Genomic DNA, 14600 nt, shown 5'->3' on the forward strand with positions numbered 1-14600 from the left:
CCGCATTGCGCGGGCCTTCTTTACTTCAAGCAACGATCAACCGGCGACCAATACCCGGATCGCTTCCAGTCGCAACGCCGCCTTATCCAGCATTGCCAACCCTTGCTCACGCTGGTTACGCAACGCCACCAACTCACTGTCACGCACGGTCGGGTTCACCGCCTGCAACGCGGTCAGGCGCGCCAGTTCTTCGTCGGTGTCGGCTGCCAGGCGTCGCTTGGCCTCGGCCACACGCTCAGTGTGGCGCGGGGTGATCTTCTCTTCACCGGCGTTGATCCGTGGCGTCAGCTGGTCGCGCTGCGCCTGGATAAACTTGTTGGCGCTGGCCCGTGGCACGCTTTCGAGCTGGTCGTTCAAGGTCACGAACGACACGCGGCTCGACAGGTCGTTGCCGTTGGTGTCCAGCAGGCAGCGCAGGGCGGCCGGTGGCAAGTAGCGGCCCAGTTGCAGCGCGCGCGGTGCAACCACTTCGCTGACGTAGAGCAGTTCCAGCAACACGGTGCCCGGCTTGAGTGCCTTGTTCTTGATCAGCGCCACGGCGGTGTTGCCCATGGAGCCGGACAGCACCAGGTCCATGCCGCCTTGCACCATCGGGTGTTCCCAGGTGATGAACTGCATGTCTTCACGCGACAGTGCCTGGTTACGGTCGTAGGTGATGGTCACACCTTCGTCGTCGCCCAGGGGGAAGCTGGCGTCGAGCATTTTTTCGCTGGGCTTCAAGATCAGCGCGTTTTCCGAATGGTCTTCGCTGTCGATGCCAAAGGCGTCGAACAGGGTTTCCATGTAGATCGGCAGGGCGAACTGGTCGTCTTGCTCAAAGATGTCCTCGACCAATGCGTCGCCCTCACCGGCACCACCGGAGTTGAGCTCCAGCAGGCGGTCGCGACCGGTGTGCAGCTCTTCTTCGAGGCGCTCGCGCTCGGCGCGGGCTTCGTCGATCAGGGCTTGCCACTCACCATCGTCGGCGTTTTCAAGCAGCGGCAGCAGGCGCGGGCCGAACTGATGCTGCAAGGCGTTGCCGGTCGGGCAGGTGTTGAGGAAGGCGTTCAGCGCCTCGTGGTACCACTGGAACAGGCGCTCTTGCGGGCTGGTTTCCAGGTACGGTACGTGCAGTTCGATCACGTGTTTCTGGCCGATCCGATCCAGACGGCCGATGCGCTGTTCCAGCAGATCGGGGTGGGACGGCAGATCAAACAGCACCAGGTGGTGGGAGAACTGGAAGTTGCGGCCTTCGCTGCCGATCTCGGAGCAGATCAGCACCTGGGCGCCGAATTCTTCATCAGCGAAGTAGGCGGCAGCGCGGTCACGTTCGAGGATGTTCATGCCCTCGTGAAACACCGTGGCCGGAATGCCGGAACGAACGCGCAGGGCGTCTTCCAGGTCCATGGCGGTTTCGGCGTGGGCGCAGATCACCAGCACCTTGGTGCGCTTGAGCATTTTGAGCTGGTCGATCAGCCACTCGACCCGTGGGTCGAAGCGCCACCAGCGGTTTTCTTCTTCGATGTCCGGCTGGGACTGGAAGCTGACTTCCGGGTACAACTCGGCGTGTTCGCCCAGCGGCAGCTCCAGGTATTCGTCCGGGTTTGGCAGCGGGTAGGCGTGCAGCTTACGTTCCGGGAAGCCTTGCACGGCAGCACGGGTATTACGGAACAACACGCGACCGGTGCCGTGGCGGTCAAGCAGCTCACGCACCAGGCGGGCGCTGGCTTCGGTGTCGCCATCGTTGACGGCGGTGAGCAGGGCTTCACCTTCGTTGCCGAGGAAACCCTGGATGGTGGCGTGGGCTTTTGGCGACAGGCGGCCCTTGTCCAGCAACTCCTGCACGGCTTCGGCCACCGGGCGATAGTTTTCGCTCTCGGCGCGGAAGGCGGCGAGATCGTGGAAGCGGTTCGGGTCGAGCAGGCGCAGACGGGCAAAGTGGCTGTCCTGGCCCAATTGCTCCGGGGTGGCGGTGAGCAGTAGCACGCCGGGAATCACTTCGGCCAGTTGCTCGACCAGGGCGTATTCGGGGCTGGCTTTTTCTTCATGCCACACCAAGTGGTGGGCTTCGTCGACCACCAGCAAGTCCCAACCGGCTGCGAACAGCGCGTCCTGGGCCTTCTCGTCGTCCACCAGCCATTCCAAAGCCACCAATGCAAGTTGGGTATCTTCGAAGGGGTTGGTGGCATCGCTTTCGATAAAGCGCTCTTCGTCAAACAGTGCAACTTGCAGGTTGAAGCGGCGGCGCATTTCTACCAGCCACTGGTGTTGCAGGTTTTCCGGCACCAGGATCAACACGCGGTTGGCACGGCCCGACAGCAGTTGGCGATGGATCACCAAACCGGCTTCGATGGTCTTGCCCAGGCCCACTTCGTCGGCCAGCAATACCCGTGGCGCGATACGGTCAGCGACTTCGCGGGCGATGTGCAGTTGGTGAGCAATCGGTTGCGCACGCACGCCACCCAGGCCCCAGAGCGAGGACTGCAATTGGCGGCTGGTGTGTTCCAGGGTGTGGTAACGCAGCGAGAACCACGCCAGCGGGTCGATCTGCCCGGCGAACAGACGGTCGCTGGCCAGGCGGAACTGGATGAAGTTGGAGAGTTGGGTTTCTGGCAGGGTGACCTGCTCGTTCTGCCCATTGAGGCCGTGGTAGACCAGCAAGCCGTCGACGTCGTCGACTTCCTGTACGGTCATTTTCCAGCCTTCGAAATGGGTGATGCTGTCGCCCGGCGAGAACCGCACGCGGGTGAGGGGCGCATTCCGTAGCGCATACTGGCGAGTGTCGCCAGTGGCCGGATAGAGCACGGTCAACAAGCGGCCGTCCTGTGCCAGAACGGTGCCTAACCCCAGCTCTGCTTCGCTGTCACTAATCCAGCGTTGCCCCGGTTGATACTGCTGCGCCATGCTGCCTGACTCCCGCCGTGAAAAAGCCGACTATCTTAACGGAACAAGCCCCTCATCCAAAGGACTCTGACAAAAACTACTCCGTTTGAGTGGGTGATCGGCAGGTGAAACGACGGGTGGCGGGCACTTGGGAGTGTCGACTGGGTCACAGCTTGGCGAGCGGGTGTTCAAGTCGCCCTGCAACCCGCCGACAGCCTGTTGACCAGGAGAGTAAACCTTATGCTGCCACCCATGCTGCCCGTCAGCGTTGTGCCGGTTACGTCACAACTTGATCCGGTGCGCCAGAAGCCGGACATTCCGCCCGTGGTGCCAGTGCAGCCGGGTTCCAATGAAAGCACCATCGATCTGAAAAAGGGCGACGCTGAGCAGTCGACCTTTCTGCTGCGCGAAGAGCAGCGTCGCCAGCAAGAGCAGCAAAAACGTCGGCGTGAAGCTGATGAGGATTCGGAGCAGCACCTGGCGATTCCGGGGGATTTGCTCAATGCCGACAACACTGTGCCGGTGATCCCGCTGATCGAAGACGCGCCACGCCAGGGGCTGTGGGTAGACATTGAGGTTTAATCGCGCAGTGCTCGCAGGGCCGCCAGCAACCGCTCGATGTCCTGGTCGTTGTTGAGCGGGCTCACAGAAACCCGCGCAACGCTGGCAAGGTCTCTGGCCTGCATATCCAACGGTGTGTAGGCCACACCGTTGGCGCCGATATTGATGCGCTGCAAACCCAACCGGCGCTTGAGTTCAAAGGCGTCCCAACCGCTGAGGTTGAAGGCGATCAAGCCTGAGTGACAGGTGCCCAGATCATGCAGGGTAAGGCCCGGAATCTCACGCAAGCCTTGGCGGATTCGCGCGCTGGTGTGTGAGACGCTTTCCCAGACCCGCTCGATTCCCCATCGGTTCATCTCCTGCAAGGCATTGCCCAACCCCGCCAATAGCGCGAACGACGCCTCGCTCGTTTCAAAACGTCGGGCGTCGCTGCGCAGGTCGAAACCGTCGGCGCTCCAGGGGGCCGAAAACACGTCGCGCTGGGCCGGGTTCAAGTGCTGCACAAACGCCGGGCGTACATAGAGCAACGCCGTACCCCGTGGCCCGCGCAGGTGTTTGCGGCCCGCCGACTTGAGCACATCGCACTGCAACGCCTGCACATCCACGGGCACTTGGCCGACGGCTTGGCCGGCATCGATGAAGTAGGGGATGCCATGACGCTTGGCCACTGCGCCGATAGCTTGGGCAGGGTTGATCAGGCCGCCGTTGGCCGGCAGCCAGGTGAGCTCGATCAGCTTTACGCGGTCGTCGATCATCGACTCCAGCGCCTGTGGGCAAACGGCGCCGGTGGCATCGCAGGGGATGACTTCCACGCGAGCGCCGGCTTGCACGGCGACTTGCATGCTTGCCAGGTTGCCGCCCCACTCGTGGCGACCTACCAGGATGCGGTCGCCGGGCTGCCAAGGGCCCAAGGCCTGGAACGCCAGGTTCCAGGCGGTCGAGCCGCTGCTGGCGAAGGCAATTGAGGCGGCGGCTGCGTTGAGTAATTGCGCAGCGGCGCTACGGGCGCTTTCCACCACCACGGCGCCGTGCTCGCTGGCCTCCATCGGGCCATCGCGGGCCTCGCGTTGCAGTTGCCCGATGATTGTGTCGAGGGTTGCCTGGCTGGGCAAGGAGGCGCCGGCGTGATTGAAGTGCACGATGCCGGACTGGCAGCCGGGCGTAGCCTCCCGCAGGCTGTGGATGTGCAGCGGGCTCACGGCAGCAGCTCGAAAATGGCGTCAACCTCCACCGCTACACCCGCAGGCAGGCTGCAAACGCCGACGGCCGTACGCACATGCCGGCCTTTGTCGCCCAGGGCGTTGACCAGCAGGTTGGAGGCGCCATTGGCGACTGCGCTTTGCTGTTTGAAGTCGGCGCTGCTGGCAATAAATACCCCAAGGCGCAGCGTGCGCACCAGGCGCGAAAGGTCATCCCCCAACGCCTCGCTCAGTTGGCCCAGCAGGCCGAGCGCCGCCAGCTCAGCCGCTTGGGTGCCTTCTTCATTGCTGAGGGATTCGCCCAGACGACCTATGTAGGCTGGCACGCCATCGATCAAGGGGATTTGCCCGGAGACAAACAGCTGGTTCTGGCTGATCACAGCGTTGACGTAGTTGGCAGCCGGCTGGCTCGGAGTCGGCAGCGTCAGGCCGAGGGCTTGGACGCGTTGGCGCAGGGAGTGGCTCATGATCAATCCTCAAGGGGTAGAGGGTTGAGCATGTTGGCTGGCGTGATGGGCGACAAACGCATAGATCTCACACGACGTATCGAAATATCTCACGTATCAAAGCAAGCTTTCTTCAACCACTGGCTGAAACACTCGGCCGCTTCACTGGCCCGGCCTTGCGGGGCGATCAGCCAGTAGCCGATTTCGCTGTGGTAGGGCGGCCAGTCGAAGGCTTCAACGAGGCTGCCGTCCTTGAGCCTGCGTTCGATCAGGCGGTGGCGGCCCATGGCGATGCCCTGGCCGGCCACGGCGGCTTCGACCACGATATTGTAGTCGTGCAGCATGACGCGGGGATGCTGGGCGAGGTCGACGTGGTAGTGCTCGGACCAATCGGTCCATTCGAACGGCCGGTGCGAGGTGGCCATCAGCAGCGGGCTATCATGCCGGGCCTTGAACGCCGGGCTGCAAACCGGCGAGATCACTTCCGGCATCAGGCGTGTGGCGTGTACGTCGGGCCAGTCGCCTTTGCCATAGCGGATGGCCAGGTCGACTTCGGCGCCAGCAACATTGGCCAGTTGAATCGCCGGTAACAACTCCACCTGGATATGCGGGTAGCGGTTAAGAAACTCAGCCAGGCGGGGTGCCAGCCATAGCGTGGCGAAGGACGCCAGCAAGCCAATACGCAATACCGTGATGCTCGGCGCGACCCGTTGGCTGCGCGTGGCGGCGGCAATGGCATCTAGAGCAGGGCGGATCTCGTCGTAGTACTGCTGGCCGTCGGCAGTTAGATCAATGGCGCGGGTGCGTCGGATAAACAGCGGTTTGCCCAGGTGTTGCTCAAGCTTGTGTACCTGGTGGCTCAACGCGCTCTGGGTGACCGACAATTCGTTGGCCGCCTTGATAAAGCTCAAATGCCGCGCCACGGCCTCGAAGGCGCGCAGGGCCAGCAACGGTGGAAGATCCTTGTGCAGTGCCACCGGGGTGCATCTCCTGACCTGGGAAAATGCCGATTTTGGGCGCTGACCTGCATTTTGTCGCCCGTAGATTTGCGGTGGGGCGGGGCAGGCCGCATTATTGAGGCATTCCCGCCACGACGTAGCCAAGCCATGAGTGATGACGACAAGCTGATCGACCTGAATGCCGAACGGGCCAAACGTGTCCACGACTTGAATGACAAGCGCCTCAATGAAGTGCGCCAGGCGTTTGAACACGCGATGCCGCTCGGCAAAGTTAAGAAAAAAACCAAGAACAAACCGAAAAAGCGTTGAGACAACCTGCATCCCTTGATGCAGGTCAGTTATTGCCCTTCTTTACGCCCCGTTGCGGGCGACATTGATCCCCGTCAATTTTCCAATCCGTCTTCTCGATTAACTTAGCCCTATCGCAACAGGGCAAGTGCAGGAGGCCGGTCATGTTTATCGATAATGTGGTATTTGCCGGAGTGCTGACGGTCAGCCTCATGGTGCTGTTTTTTGTAGGGTTTGGAATTTTTATCTGGAAAGACGCGAACAAGCGTAAAAAACCTTAAGTCTTTTCGGGTTACATGAGCACGCAAGGCATTTTGGGCGACTTCGGTCGCCCTTTTTTTTGTGCGCAAAATTTAATAAACAACACCGGCCTCCTGTGGGAGCGGGCTTGCTCGCGAATACGGTGTATCAGAAACAGATGTGCTGACTGACACACCGCATTCGCGAGCAAGCCCGCTCCCACATTTGAATCTGATTCGGCTTGAGATCAACTCATAGGCATAAAAAAAGGTGCGACCCTCGCGGATCGCACCTTTTTTATGCGGGGCTGGCTATCAGCTGCCCAGCGCCTTCGACGCCAACCAGAACAACCCGGCCGACAGGCCAACAGTTGCTGGCAGGGTCAGCACCCAGGCCATCAGGATGGTCTTGACGGTGCCGCCTTGCAGGCCGCTTTTGTTCGCGACCATCGTACCGGCCACGCCCGACGACAGCACGTGAGTGGTAGAAACCGGCAACGCAAAGATGTTGGCAAAGCCAATCATGGTCGCGGTGGTGATCTGTGCCGACATGCCCTGGGCGTACGTCATGCCCTGCTTGCCGATCTTCTCACCGATGGTCAGTACCACACGCTTCCAGCCGACCATGGTGCCCAGGCCCAAGGCCAGTGCAACGGCGAGGATGACCCAGAACGGGGCGTACTCAGTGGTGGCAGTCAGGTCTTTGCGCAGTTTGTCCAGGTCGGACTTCTCACGCGCTTCCAGGCCCGGCAGCTTGCCGACTTTCTTCGCGGTATCGTCCAGGCACAGCAGGTAGCGACGTACTTCGATGCGGTGGTCAGCGGTCAGCGAATGGTAGTCGGAGACACCTTTCAATGTGCCCAGCAGCGCCTCGATGGTCGGCTCGGTCTGTTGCGGGTTGCACTGGAACTTGCCCGGCAGATCGTTCTTCACGCTTTTGCCCAGGGCCAGGAACTCACCGAGGGTCTCGTGGTTGCGCTGGTAGAACTGGTTCAAGTGCAGGGTTGCGTCGCGAGTACGTTCGATCTGGTAGGTGGTGCTGCCCAGGTCCAGTACGAACTGGGCTGGGACGATACCGATCAACACCAGCATGATCAGACCGATGCCTTTCTGGCCATCGTTGGAACCGTGCACAAAGCTCACAGCCATGGCCGAAATCACCAGCACAAGACGATTCCAGAACGGCGGGTGCTTCTTGTCGTCGAGCTTGCGGCGCTGGTCCGGCGTCTTGTGCATCTTCGACAGCGGGCGCCACCATTTCAGGCCGATCAGCACCAGGGCTGCGACCAGGAAACCGGCCATCGGCGAGAACACCAGGGAGGCACCGATATCGATCGCTTTCTGCCAGTTCACACCGTCAGCCAGGGGGATATCGTTGATCAGGGCGTTGGCCAAGCCTACACCGAGGATCGAGCCGATCAGGGTGTGGGAGCTGGAAGCCGGGATACCGAAGTACCAGGTGCCCAGGTTCCAGGTGATTGCCGCTGCCAATAGCGAGAAGACCATGGCCAGGCCGTGGCCGGTGTTCACATTGATCAGCAACTCCACCGGCAGCAAGTGCACGATGGCGTAGGCGACGCCCACACCGCCGAGCAACACGCCGAGGAAGTTGAACACCCCGGAGAAGAACACGGCCAGGTGCGGCGGCATGGCTTTGGTATAGATGACTGTGGCCACCGCGTTAGCGGTGTCATGAAAGCCATTGATGAACTCGAAGGCGAGGACAAAGGCCAGGGCGAGCAACAGGCTCACTAGAACCCAAGCATCCAGTCCGCTGAATAAATCGATCATGAAGGTTTTCTGACCCGGTCGTAAGGGGGCGCGATTATGCCAGAAAACCTCGGTAATCGATGCACTAGCTGCTCATCGGTCACAATCTTCATTAGAAAATCAGGTAGGAAAGGCGCGCATCCCAGGGTTTTCGGGGGTTTGACAAGTCTTTGATTTGTAAAGCGGAGGGCGGGAATCGGTGCGGATTGTCACGAAAACGTCATGTCTGAAACATTTGTATGAAATTTCGCTGGTGCAAGTGAGATGCAAGGTGGCCGGATGCTGGCGGTGCGCTAGCATCCGAGGCCAAACCTTAGCGGTTCAAACCGAGTCGCTTATGGCTCCTCGGTTTTGAGTTCCTGTTCTATCTTTTGGATTTCCTGGGCAAATGCCTGGTCGAGCAGGCTGGCGCGCTTGCGCCATGGTTTGCGTTCAGGTTCAGGCTGGGCGGCGTAGGTGGTGACTTCCCCGCCGTAAACATCCTTGTAACGTTGTTCCTGGCGCTCAAGTTCCGCGCGCAGTTCATCTTTCGTCACATCGTTACCTAATTGAGTTGAGTGTAATTACATTGCAGCGTGATGCCTGAATTCGGCCCTTGGCATACTCCAACTTGAACCGTTCAAGTTTAAAGCAGCTAACAGAAACCCGTTGTTATAGCTGTCATTCGAGGCAGGTAGTTGCGACCGACCATGCACAGCCTGTGCATGACTTGGCGAGCTCTGCTCCCGATAGTGAAACCGGGCCGACCTCCGCACAAGGTGCATTATAGCGGCGCATTTGAATAACACTATCAGCGTAAAGTTAAAAAGCGTCAACTTCGTGTGAGGGTTTTGTTACACGCCGGTGTCGGTATTTGCTGAAAGATTGGCGTCATAAATTCCTCGCGACAGACGGCGCTGTTAACCCCCATTTAAACGCGTATTACGGGCTCGGTTCGGCGCCGCGCAAAATTGCGATTATCGGATAGCTGTCCGATAATCGCCCAATGTTGCTGGCCCTGCCTTGTGCATCCCGGTCTGCGCGGCTTGTAATAGCCAGTAACCATCCCTTGCGGTCGACAATAAGAGAAAGGACCCCGATATGAACGATCAATTGCGCAACTCTTTTGCGTCGGTGGCGCCGCCGATCGTTGCTTCAGCGGCCAAGCGTATCCAGGCGTTCACCGGTGACCCGGACTTCATGACCTCCCTGGCCCGTGGCCTCGCCGTGGTGCAGGCATTCCAGGAGCGTAAACGTCATCTCACCATCGCGCAGATCAGCCACCGCACCGAAATCCCCCGCGCCGCCGTGCGCCGTTGCCTGCATACCCTGATCAAACTGGGCTACGCCACCACCGATGGCCGCACGTATTCGTTGTTGCCCAAGGTGCTGACCCTGGGCCATGCCTACTTGTCTTCCACACCATTGGCCGTGTCGGCCCAGCCCTATCTGGACCGCATGAGTGAGCAACTGCACGAGGCGTGCAACATGGCCACCCTCGAAGGCGATGACATTCTCTACATCGCCCGTTCGGCCACGACCCAGCGCCTTATTTCCGTGGACTTGTCGGTAGGCGGGCGCCTGCCAGCGTATTGCACCTCCATGGGCCGCATCCTGCTGGCAGCGCTGGATGACGCTTCGCTGCACGAATACCTCGATCACGCCGACCTGCAAACCAAGACCAGCCGCACGTTGACCAGCCCGGATGCATTGCTCGAATGCCTGCAACAGGTCCGGCAGCAGGGCTGGTGCATCGTCGACCAGGAACTCGAACAAGGCCTGCGCTCCATCGCCGTGCCGGTGTACGACGCGTCTGGCCAAGTGCTGGCCGCCCTCAATGTCAGCACCCACGCCGGTCGGGTCAGCCGCGCCGACTTGGAGCAGCGCTTCCTGCCGAGCATGCTCACTGCCAGTCGTGAGCTCAGTGCGCAGCTGTTTGCCTAAGGTGTTCGGTGACCGCACAGATCCCGGCCTGATCAATTGACGGTGTTTCCCCTGACTTATTAATGTGCGGCAGCGCTGCTTTGAGCGCCCCCAATAATAATGGCGACCCCAGGTCGCCAGCCCGCCATCGGTGTGGAAATAACAATAATGAATCAGCCATCTGTCGGTACTACCCTGGACGTGCAGTCCTTTATCAACGCCCAGCCACTGTCTCGCTATCAGTGGCGCGTGGTGATCCTGTGTTTCCTCATCGTTTTCCTTGACGGTCTCGACACCGCTGCCATGGGCTTTATTGCGCCCGCGTTGTCCCAGGATTGGGGTATCGATCGCGCCAGCCTGGGCCCGGTGATGAGCGCCGCCTTGATCGGCATGGTCTTCGGCGCGCTCGGTTCTGGCCCGTTGGCAGACCGTTTCGGCCGCAAAGTCGTGTTGGTGGGCGCGGTGCTGGTGTTTGGCGCCTTCAGCCTGGCGTCGGCCTACAGCACTAACGTTGATCAACTGTTGGTACTGCGCTTTCTCACCGGGCTGGGCCTGGGGGCGGGCATGCCGAATGCAACGACGCTGCTCTCCGAATACACCCCCGAGCGCCACAAGTCGTTGTTGGTGACCAGCATGTTCTGCGGCTTCAACCTGGGCATGGCCGGGGGTGGCTTTATCTCCGCCAAGCTGATCCCGGCGTTTGGCTGGCACGCCTTGCTGATGATCGGCGGCATCCTGCCGTTGATCCTGGTGGTCGTGTTGGTGCTGTGGCTGCCGGAGTCAGCGCGTTACCTGGTGGTGCGCAACCGCGGCACCGACAAAGTGCGCAAGACCCTCTCACCCATCGAGCCGACCATCGTCGCCCAGGCCTCAGCGTTCAGCGTGCCGGAACAAAAAACCGTGAAGGCCCGCAACGTGTTTGCGGTGATCTTCTCCGGTACCTACAGCGCAGGCACCTTGTTGCTGTGGCTCACCTACTTTATGGGCCTGGTGATTGTTTACCTGCTCACCAGTTGGCTGCCAACCCTGATGCGCGACAGCGGCGCCAGCATGGAACAGGCCGCGTTTATTGGCGCGTTGTTCCAATTTGGCGGCGTGCTGAGCGCCGTGGGCGTGGGCTGGGCGATGGACCGGTTCAACCCCCACAAGGTCATCGGCACCTTCTACCTGCTGGCCGGGGTGTTTGCCTACGCGGTGGGGCAGAGCCTGGGCAATATCACGGTACTGGCGACGTTGGTGTTGATTGCCGGCATGTGCGTCAACGGGGCGCAATCGGCAATGCCATCGCTGGCGGCGCGTTTTTACCCGACCCAAGGCCGTGCCACGGGCGTGTCGTGGATGCTGGGTATCGGCCGCTTCGGCGCGATCCTCGGCGCCTGGATGGGCGCCACGTTGCTGGGGTTGGGCTGGAATTTCGAGCAAGTGCTGACGGCGTTGGTGATTCCGGCGGCGCTGGCTACCGCAGCGGTGATTATCAAAGGCATGGTCAGCCACGCTGATGCCACTTGAGGCTCGCCACGGTTAAACAGGTGGGAGGGGGCTTGCTCCCGATAGCGGAGTGTCAGTTATGGATAAGGTGACTGAACCACCGCTATCGGGGGCAAGCCCCCTCGCACATTGACCGAGTACAGCCGGCACAACAATCCGTTCGATAACCGAACACTGCGTCGATTATCGGATTGTCTGCCCCCAGGCCGCGCCTTAACCTTCATGCCACTCGACGCTCTCTCAGCGTCTTTTTCGATCCGTACGGCGGCGGCCCATGGCCAAGCCCCGGGAGAAACCTGATGCGTGATGTCTTTATCTGTGACGCCATTCGTACCCCCATCGGCCGTTTCGGCGGTGGCCTCTGCACCGTGCGTGCCGATGACCTGGCGGCACTGCCGCTCAAGGCCCTGATCGAACGCAACCCCTCGGTGGACTGGGCCGCAGTGGACGAGGTGTTCTTTGGCTGCGCCAACCAGGCCGGCGAAGACAACCGCAACGTTGCCCGCATGGCCCTGCTGCTCGCTGGCCTGCCTGAGAGCATTCCCGGCGTCACCCTCAACCGCTTATGCGCCTCGGGCATGGACGCCATCGGCACCGCTTTTCGCGCCATCGCCAGCGGCGAAATGGAGCTGGCGATTGCCGGTGGCGTCGAGTCGATGTCCCGCGCGCCGTTCGTGATGGGCAAGGCCGATGCAGCGTTTTCGCGCAACATGAAGCTGGAAGACACCACCATCGGCTGGCGTTTTATCAACCCGCTGATGAAGGCCCAATACGGCGTGGATGCGATGCCGCAGACCGCCGACAACGTCGCCGACGACTACAAGGTGTCCCGCGCTGACCAGGACGCCTTCGCCCTGCGCAGCCAGCAACGCACCGCCGCCGCCCAAGCCGCAGGCTTTTTCGCCGAAGAAATCGTGCCGGTGCGTGTCGCCCATAAAAAAGGCGAGACAGTGGTCGAGCACGACGAACATCCACGGGCCGACACCACGCTGGAAGCCCTGACCAAACTCAAACCGGTCAACGGCCCTGATAAAACCGTGACGGCGGGCAATGCCTCCGGCGTTAACGATGGCGCAGCAGCGCTGATCCTGGCCTCTGCCGAAGCCGTCAAAAAGCATGGCCTCACCGCCCGCGCCCGCGTACTCGGTATGGCCAGCGCCGGTGTTGCCCCCCGCGTGATGGGCATTGGCCCGGTGCCGGCGGTGCGCAAGCTGGTAGAGCGCCTGGGCCTGGCCGTTACCGACTTCGATGTGATCGAGCTCAATGAAGCCTTCGCCAGCCAAGGCTTGGCGGTGCTGCGTGAGCTGGGTATCGCCGATGATGCCCCGCAGGTGAACCCGAACGGCGGTGCCATCGCCCTCGGCCACCCGTTGGGCATGAGCGGGGCGCGGCTGGTGCTGACGGCCCTGCATCAACTCGAAAAAACCGGCGGCCGCAAAGGCCTGGCGACCATGTGCGTGGGCGTCGGCCAAGGCTTGGCCCTGGCGATTGAACGCGTTTAAGTTTGAATAAGAGAGGACTGCACCATGAGTGACAAGCCCGGTTACCGGCGCCCGCAAGCGGGCACCCAACCTGATTACCTGCACCCGGCCTACCAATCGACGAACGTGCGTTCGCCGTCCCAGCCGTTGGTGTTTCTGCCCCATTCGTTGTCGGAGATCACCGGCCCGACCATCGGCGCCGAGCGCGTCAATGAGAAGGACAACGACCTTACTGCCCAGCATGACGGCGAGCCACAGGGCGAGCGCATCATCATTCACGGCCGCGTGCTGGATGAAAATGGTCTGCCGGTGCCGGGCATTCTGGTGGAGATCTGGCAGGCCAACGCCGCCGGGCGCTACAACCACAAACGCGACGTGCACGACGCGCCGCTGGACCCGAACTTCACCGGCACCGGCCGCACCGTCACCGACGCCGAGGGCTGGTATCAGTTCCAGACCATCAAGCCCGGCGCCTACCCGTGGGGCAATCACCACAACGCGTGGCGCCCGGCGCATATCCACTTTTCGCTGTTTGGCCCAAGCGTGCTGACGCGGCTGGTCACGCAGATGTACTTCCCCGGTGACCCGCTGCTCGAATACGACCCGATCTACAACTGCGTGCCTGACACCTCGGCCAAACAGCGCCTGATCGCCAGTTTCGATCTGGAAAAAACCATTCCTTCCTATGCCCTCGGCTACCGCTGGGACATCATCCTGCGCGGCCGCGATGCCACGCCGATGGAGAAATGAGATGACCCTCAACGCGACCACGTCCCACACCGTTGGGCCGTATTACCACATCGGCCTGACCTGGCTGAACCGCGAAGACCTGACCACCGCCGCCACCCTGGGCGAGCGCGTGGCGATCAGCGGGCAAGTGGTGGATGGCAACGGTGATGTCGTCAACGACGCCATGCTCGAAGTCTGGCAGGCCAATGCCGCCGGCAAATACGACCACCCCGAAGATGAGCAAGACAAGGCCGTCGACCCTAACTTCGAAGGCTTTGGCCGCGTGCCGGTGGATGGGGAAGGGCGGTTTCGCTTTACCACCATCAAGCCGGGCGCTGTGCCGGGCTTGAAAGGCACGACCCAGGCGCCGCACCTGGTGGTCTTGGTGTTTGCCCGTGGGTTGGTGAAGCACCTGCTGACAAGGATTTATTTTGAGGGTGAGGCGCTGAATGGGGATGACCCGTTGTTGGCGTGTGTGCCGGCCGAGCGGCGCGGTACTTTGATTGCCAAGGCGGATGCCGAGGGTGTGCATCAGTGGAATGTGGTGTTGCAGGGCACAGATAAAGAAACCGTGTTCTTCGATTACTGAGGTGGTTGATAGGGCCCCATCGCAGGCAAGCCAGCTCCCACATTCGAATGTGTTCACAGATCAAAATGTGGGAGGGGGCTTGCCCCC

The 14600-nt window shown here is 61.1% G+C and carries 14 protein-coding genes; 8 read left to right on the plus strand and 6 right to left on the minus strand.

What is annotated here, in order from left to right; genetic code table 11:
* Nucleotides 1-36: 36 nt before the first annotated feature.
* On the minus strand, nucleotides 37-2883 hold the full coding sequence (gene rapA / locus ICY20_RS03205; protein ID WP_159962301.1) for an RNA polymerase-associated protein RapA: 2847 nt from the start codon (nucleotides 2881-2883) through the stop codon (nucleotides 37-39).
* A 219-nt stretch (nucleotides 2884-3102) separates the two neighbouring features.
* On the opposite strand from rapA, the gene ICY20_RS03210 reads away from it, so the two are divergent.
* Nucleotides 3103-3444: an aspartate-semialdehyde dehydrogenase gene (locus ICY20_RS03210; protein ID WP_159962302.1), complete on the plus strand. Its 342-nt coding sequence runs from the start codon at nucleotides 3103-3105 to the stop codon at nucleotides 3442-3444.
* Here the strand turns inward: ICY20_RS03210 and ICY20_RS03215 are convergent.
* The 3 genes from ICY20_RS03215 to ICY20_RS03225 form a co-directional block, all read right to left on the minus strand.
* On the minus strand, nucleotides 3441-4622 hold the full coding sequence (locus ICY20_RS03215) for an aminotransferase class V-fold PLP-dependent enzyme (RefSeq protein ID WP_194936906.1): 1182 nt from the start codon (nucleotides 4620-4622) through the stop codon (nucleotides 3441-3443). The two genes, ICY20_RS03210 and ICY20_RS03215, sit on opposite strands and share 4 nt — an antisense overlap.
* Nucleotides 4619-5089: a RidA family protein gene (locus ICY20_RS03220; protein ID WP_159962304.1), complete on the minus strand. Its 471-nt coding sequence runs from the start codon at nucleotides 5087-5089 to the stop codon at nucleotides 4619-4621. Before ICY20_RS03220 ends, ICY20_RS03215 begins: the two co-directional genes overlap by 4 nt.
* 89 nt (nucleotides 5090-5178) lie before the next feature.
* Nucleotides 5179-6045, minus strand: coding sequence for a LysR substrate-binding domain-containing protein (locus ICY20_RS03225; protein WP_194936907.1), 867 nt, complete (start codon nucleotides 6043-6045; stop codon nucleotides 5179-5181).
* Between the two features lie 129 nt (nucleotides 6046-6174).
* Here ICY20_RS03225 and ICY20_RS03230 point away from each other — a divergent pair, with 129 nt between their 5' ends.
* On the plus strand, nucleotides 6175-6336 hold the full coding sequence (locus ICY20_RS03230) for a hypothetical protein (RefSeq protein ID WP_194936908.1): 162 nt from the start codon (nucleotides 6175-6177) through the stop codon (nucleotides 6334-6336).
* Between the two features lie 143 nt (nucleotides 6337-6479).
* Nucleotides 6480-6596 carry a cytochrome c oxidase subunit CcoM gene (gene ccoM / locus ICY20_RS28295; RefSeq protein WP_003172387.1) on the plus strand — a complete coding sequence of 39 codons (117 nt, stop codon included), beginning with the start codon at nucleotides 6480-6482 and terminating at the stop codon, nucleotides 6594-6596.
* A gap of 273 nt (nucleotides 6597-6869) precedes the next feature.
* On the opposite strand, the gene ICY20_RS03235 is transcribed toward ccoM, so the two are convergent.
* A complete protein-coding gene (locus ICY20_RS03235) occupies nucleotides 6870-8345 on the minus strand; it encodes an inorganic phosphate transporter (protein ID WP_122487937.1) in 1476 nt (491 codons plus the stop codon).
* A gap of 314 nt (nucleotides 8346-8659) precedes the next feature.
* Nucleotides 8660-8860, minus strand: a complete 201-nt coding sequence (locus tag ICY20_RS03240; RefSeq protein WP_003189295.1) for a hypothetical protein — start codon at nucleotides 8858-8860, stop codon at nucleotides 8660-8662.
* Between the two features lie 544 nt (nucleotides 8861-9404).
* Here ICY20_RS03240 and pcaR point away from each other — a divergent pair.
* From pcaR to pcaG, 5 genes are all read left to right on the plus strand, one after another.
* Nucleotides 9405-10247, plus strand: coding sequence for a pca regulon transcriptional regulator PcaR (pcaR, locus tag ICY20_RS03245; protein WP_159962306.1), 843 nt, complete (start codon nucleotides 9405-9407; stop codon nucleotides 10245-10247).
* A gap of 147 nt (nucleotides 10248-10394) precedes the next feature.
* Complete coding sequence (locus ICY20_RS03250) at nucleotides 10395-11735, plus strand: MFS transporter (protein WP_159962307.1); 1341 nt, start codon at nucleotides 10395-10397, stop codon at nucleotides 11733-11735.
* Nucleotides 11736-12010: 275 nt separating this feature from the next.
* A complete protein-coding gene (gene pcaF / locus ICY20_RS03255; protein ID WP_194937098.1) occupies nucleotides 12011-13216 on the plus strand; it encodes a 3-oxoadipyl-CoA thiolase in 1206 nt (401 codons plus the stop codon).
* Between the two features lie 24 nt (nucleotides 13217-13240).
* Complete coding sequence (pcaH, locus tag ICY20_RS03260) at nucleotides 13241-13945, plus strand: protocatechuate 3,4-dioxygenase subunit beta (RefSeq protein WP_159962309.1); 705 nt, start codon at nucleotides 13241-13243, stop codon at nucleotides 13943-13945.
* A 1-nt stretch (nucleotide 13946) separates the two neighbouring features.
* Nucleotides 13947-14513: a protocatechuate 3,4-dioxygenase subunit alpha gene (gene pcaG, locus ICY20_RS03265; protein ID WP_159962310.1), complete on the plus strand. Its 567-nt coding sequence runs from the start codon at nucleotides 13947-13949 to the stop codon at nucleotides 14511-14513.
* Nucleotides 14514-14600: the final 87 nt, after the last annotated feature.

The organism is Pseudomonas pisciculturae, from assembly GCF_015461805.1.
Classification (GTDB): Bacteria; Pseudomonadota; Gammaproteobacteria; order Pseudomonadales; family Pseudomonadaceae; genus Aquipseudomonas; species Aquipseudomonas pisciculturae.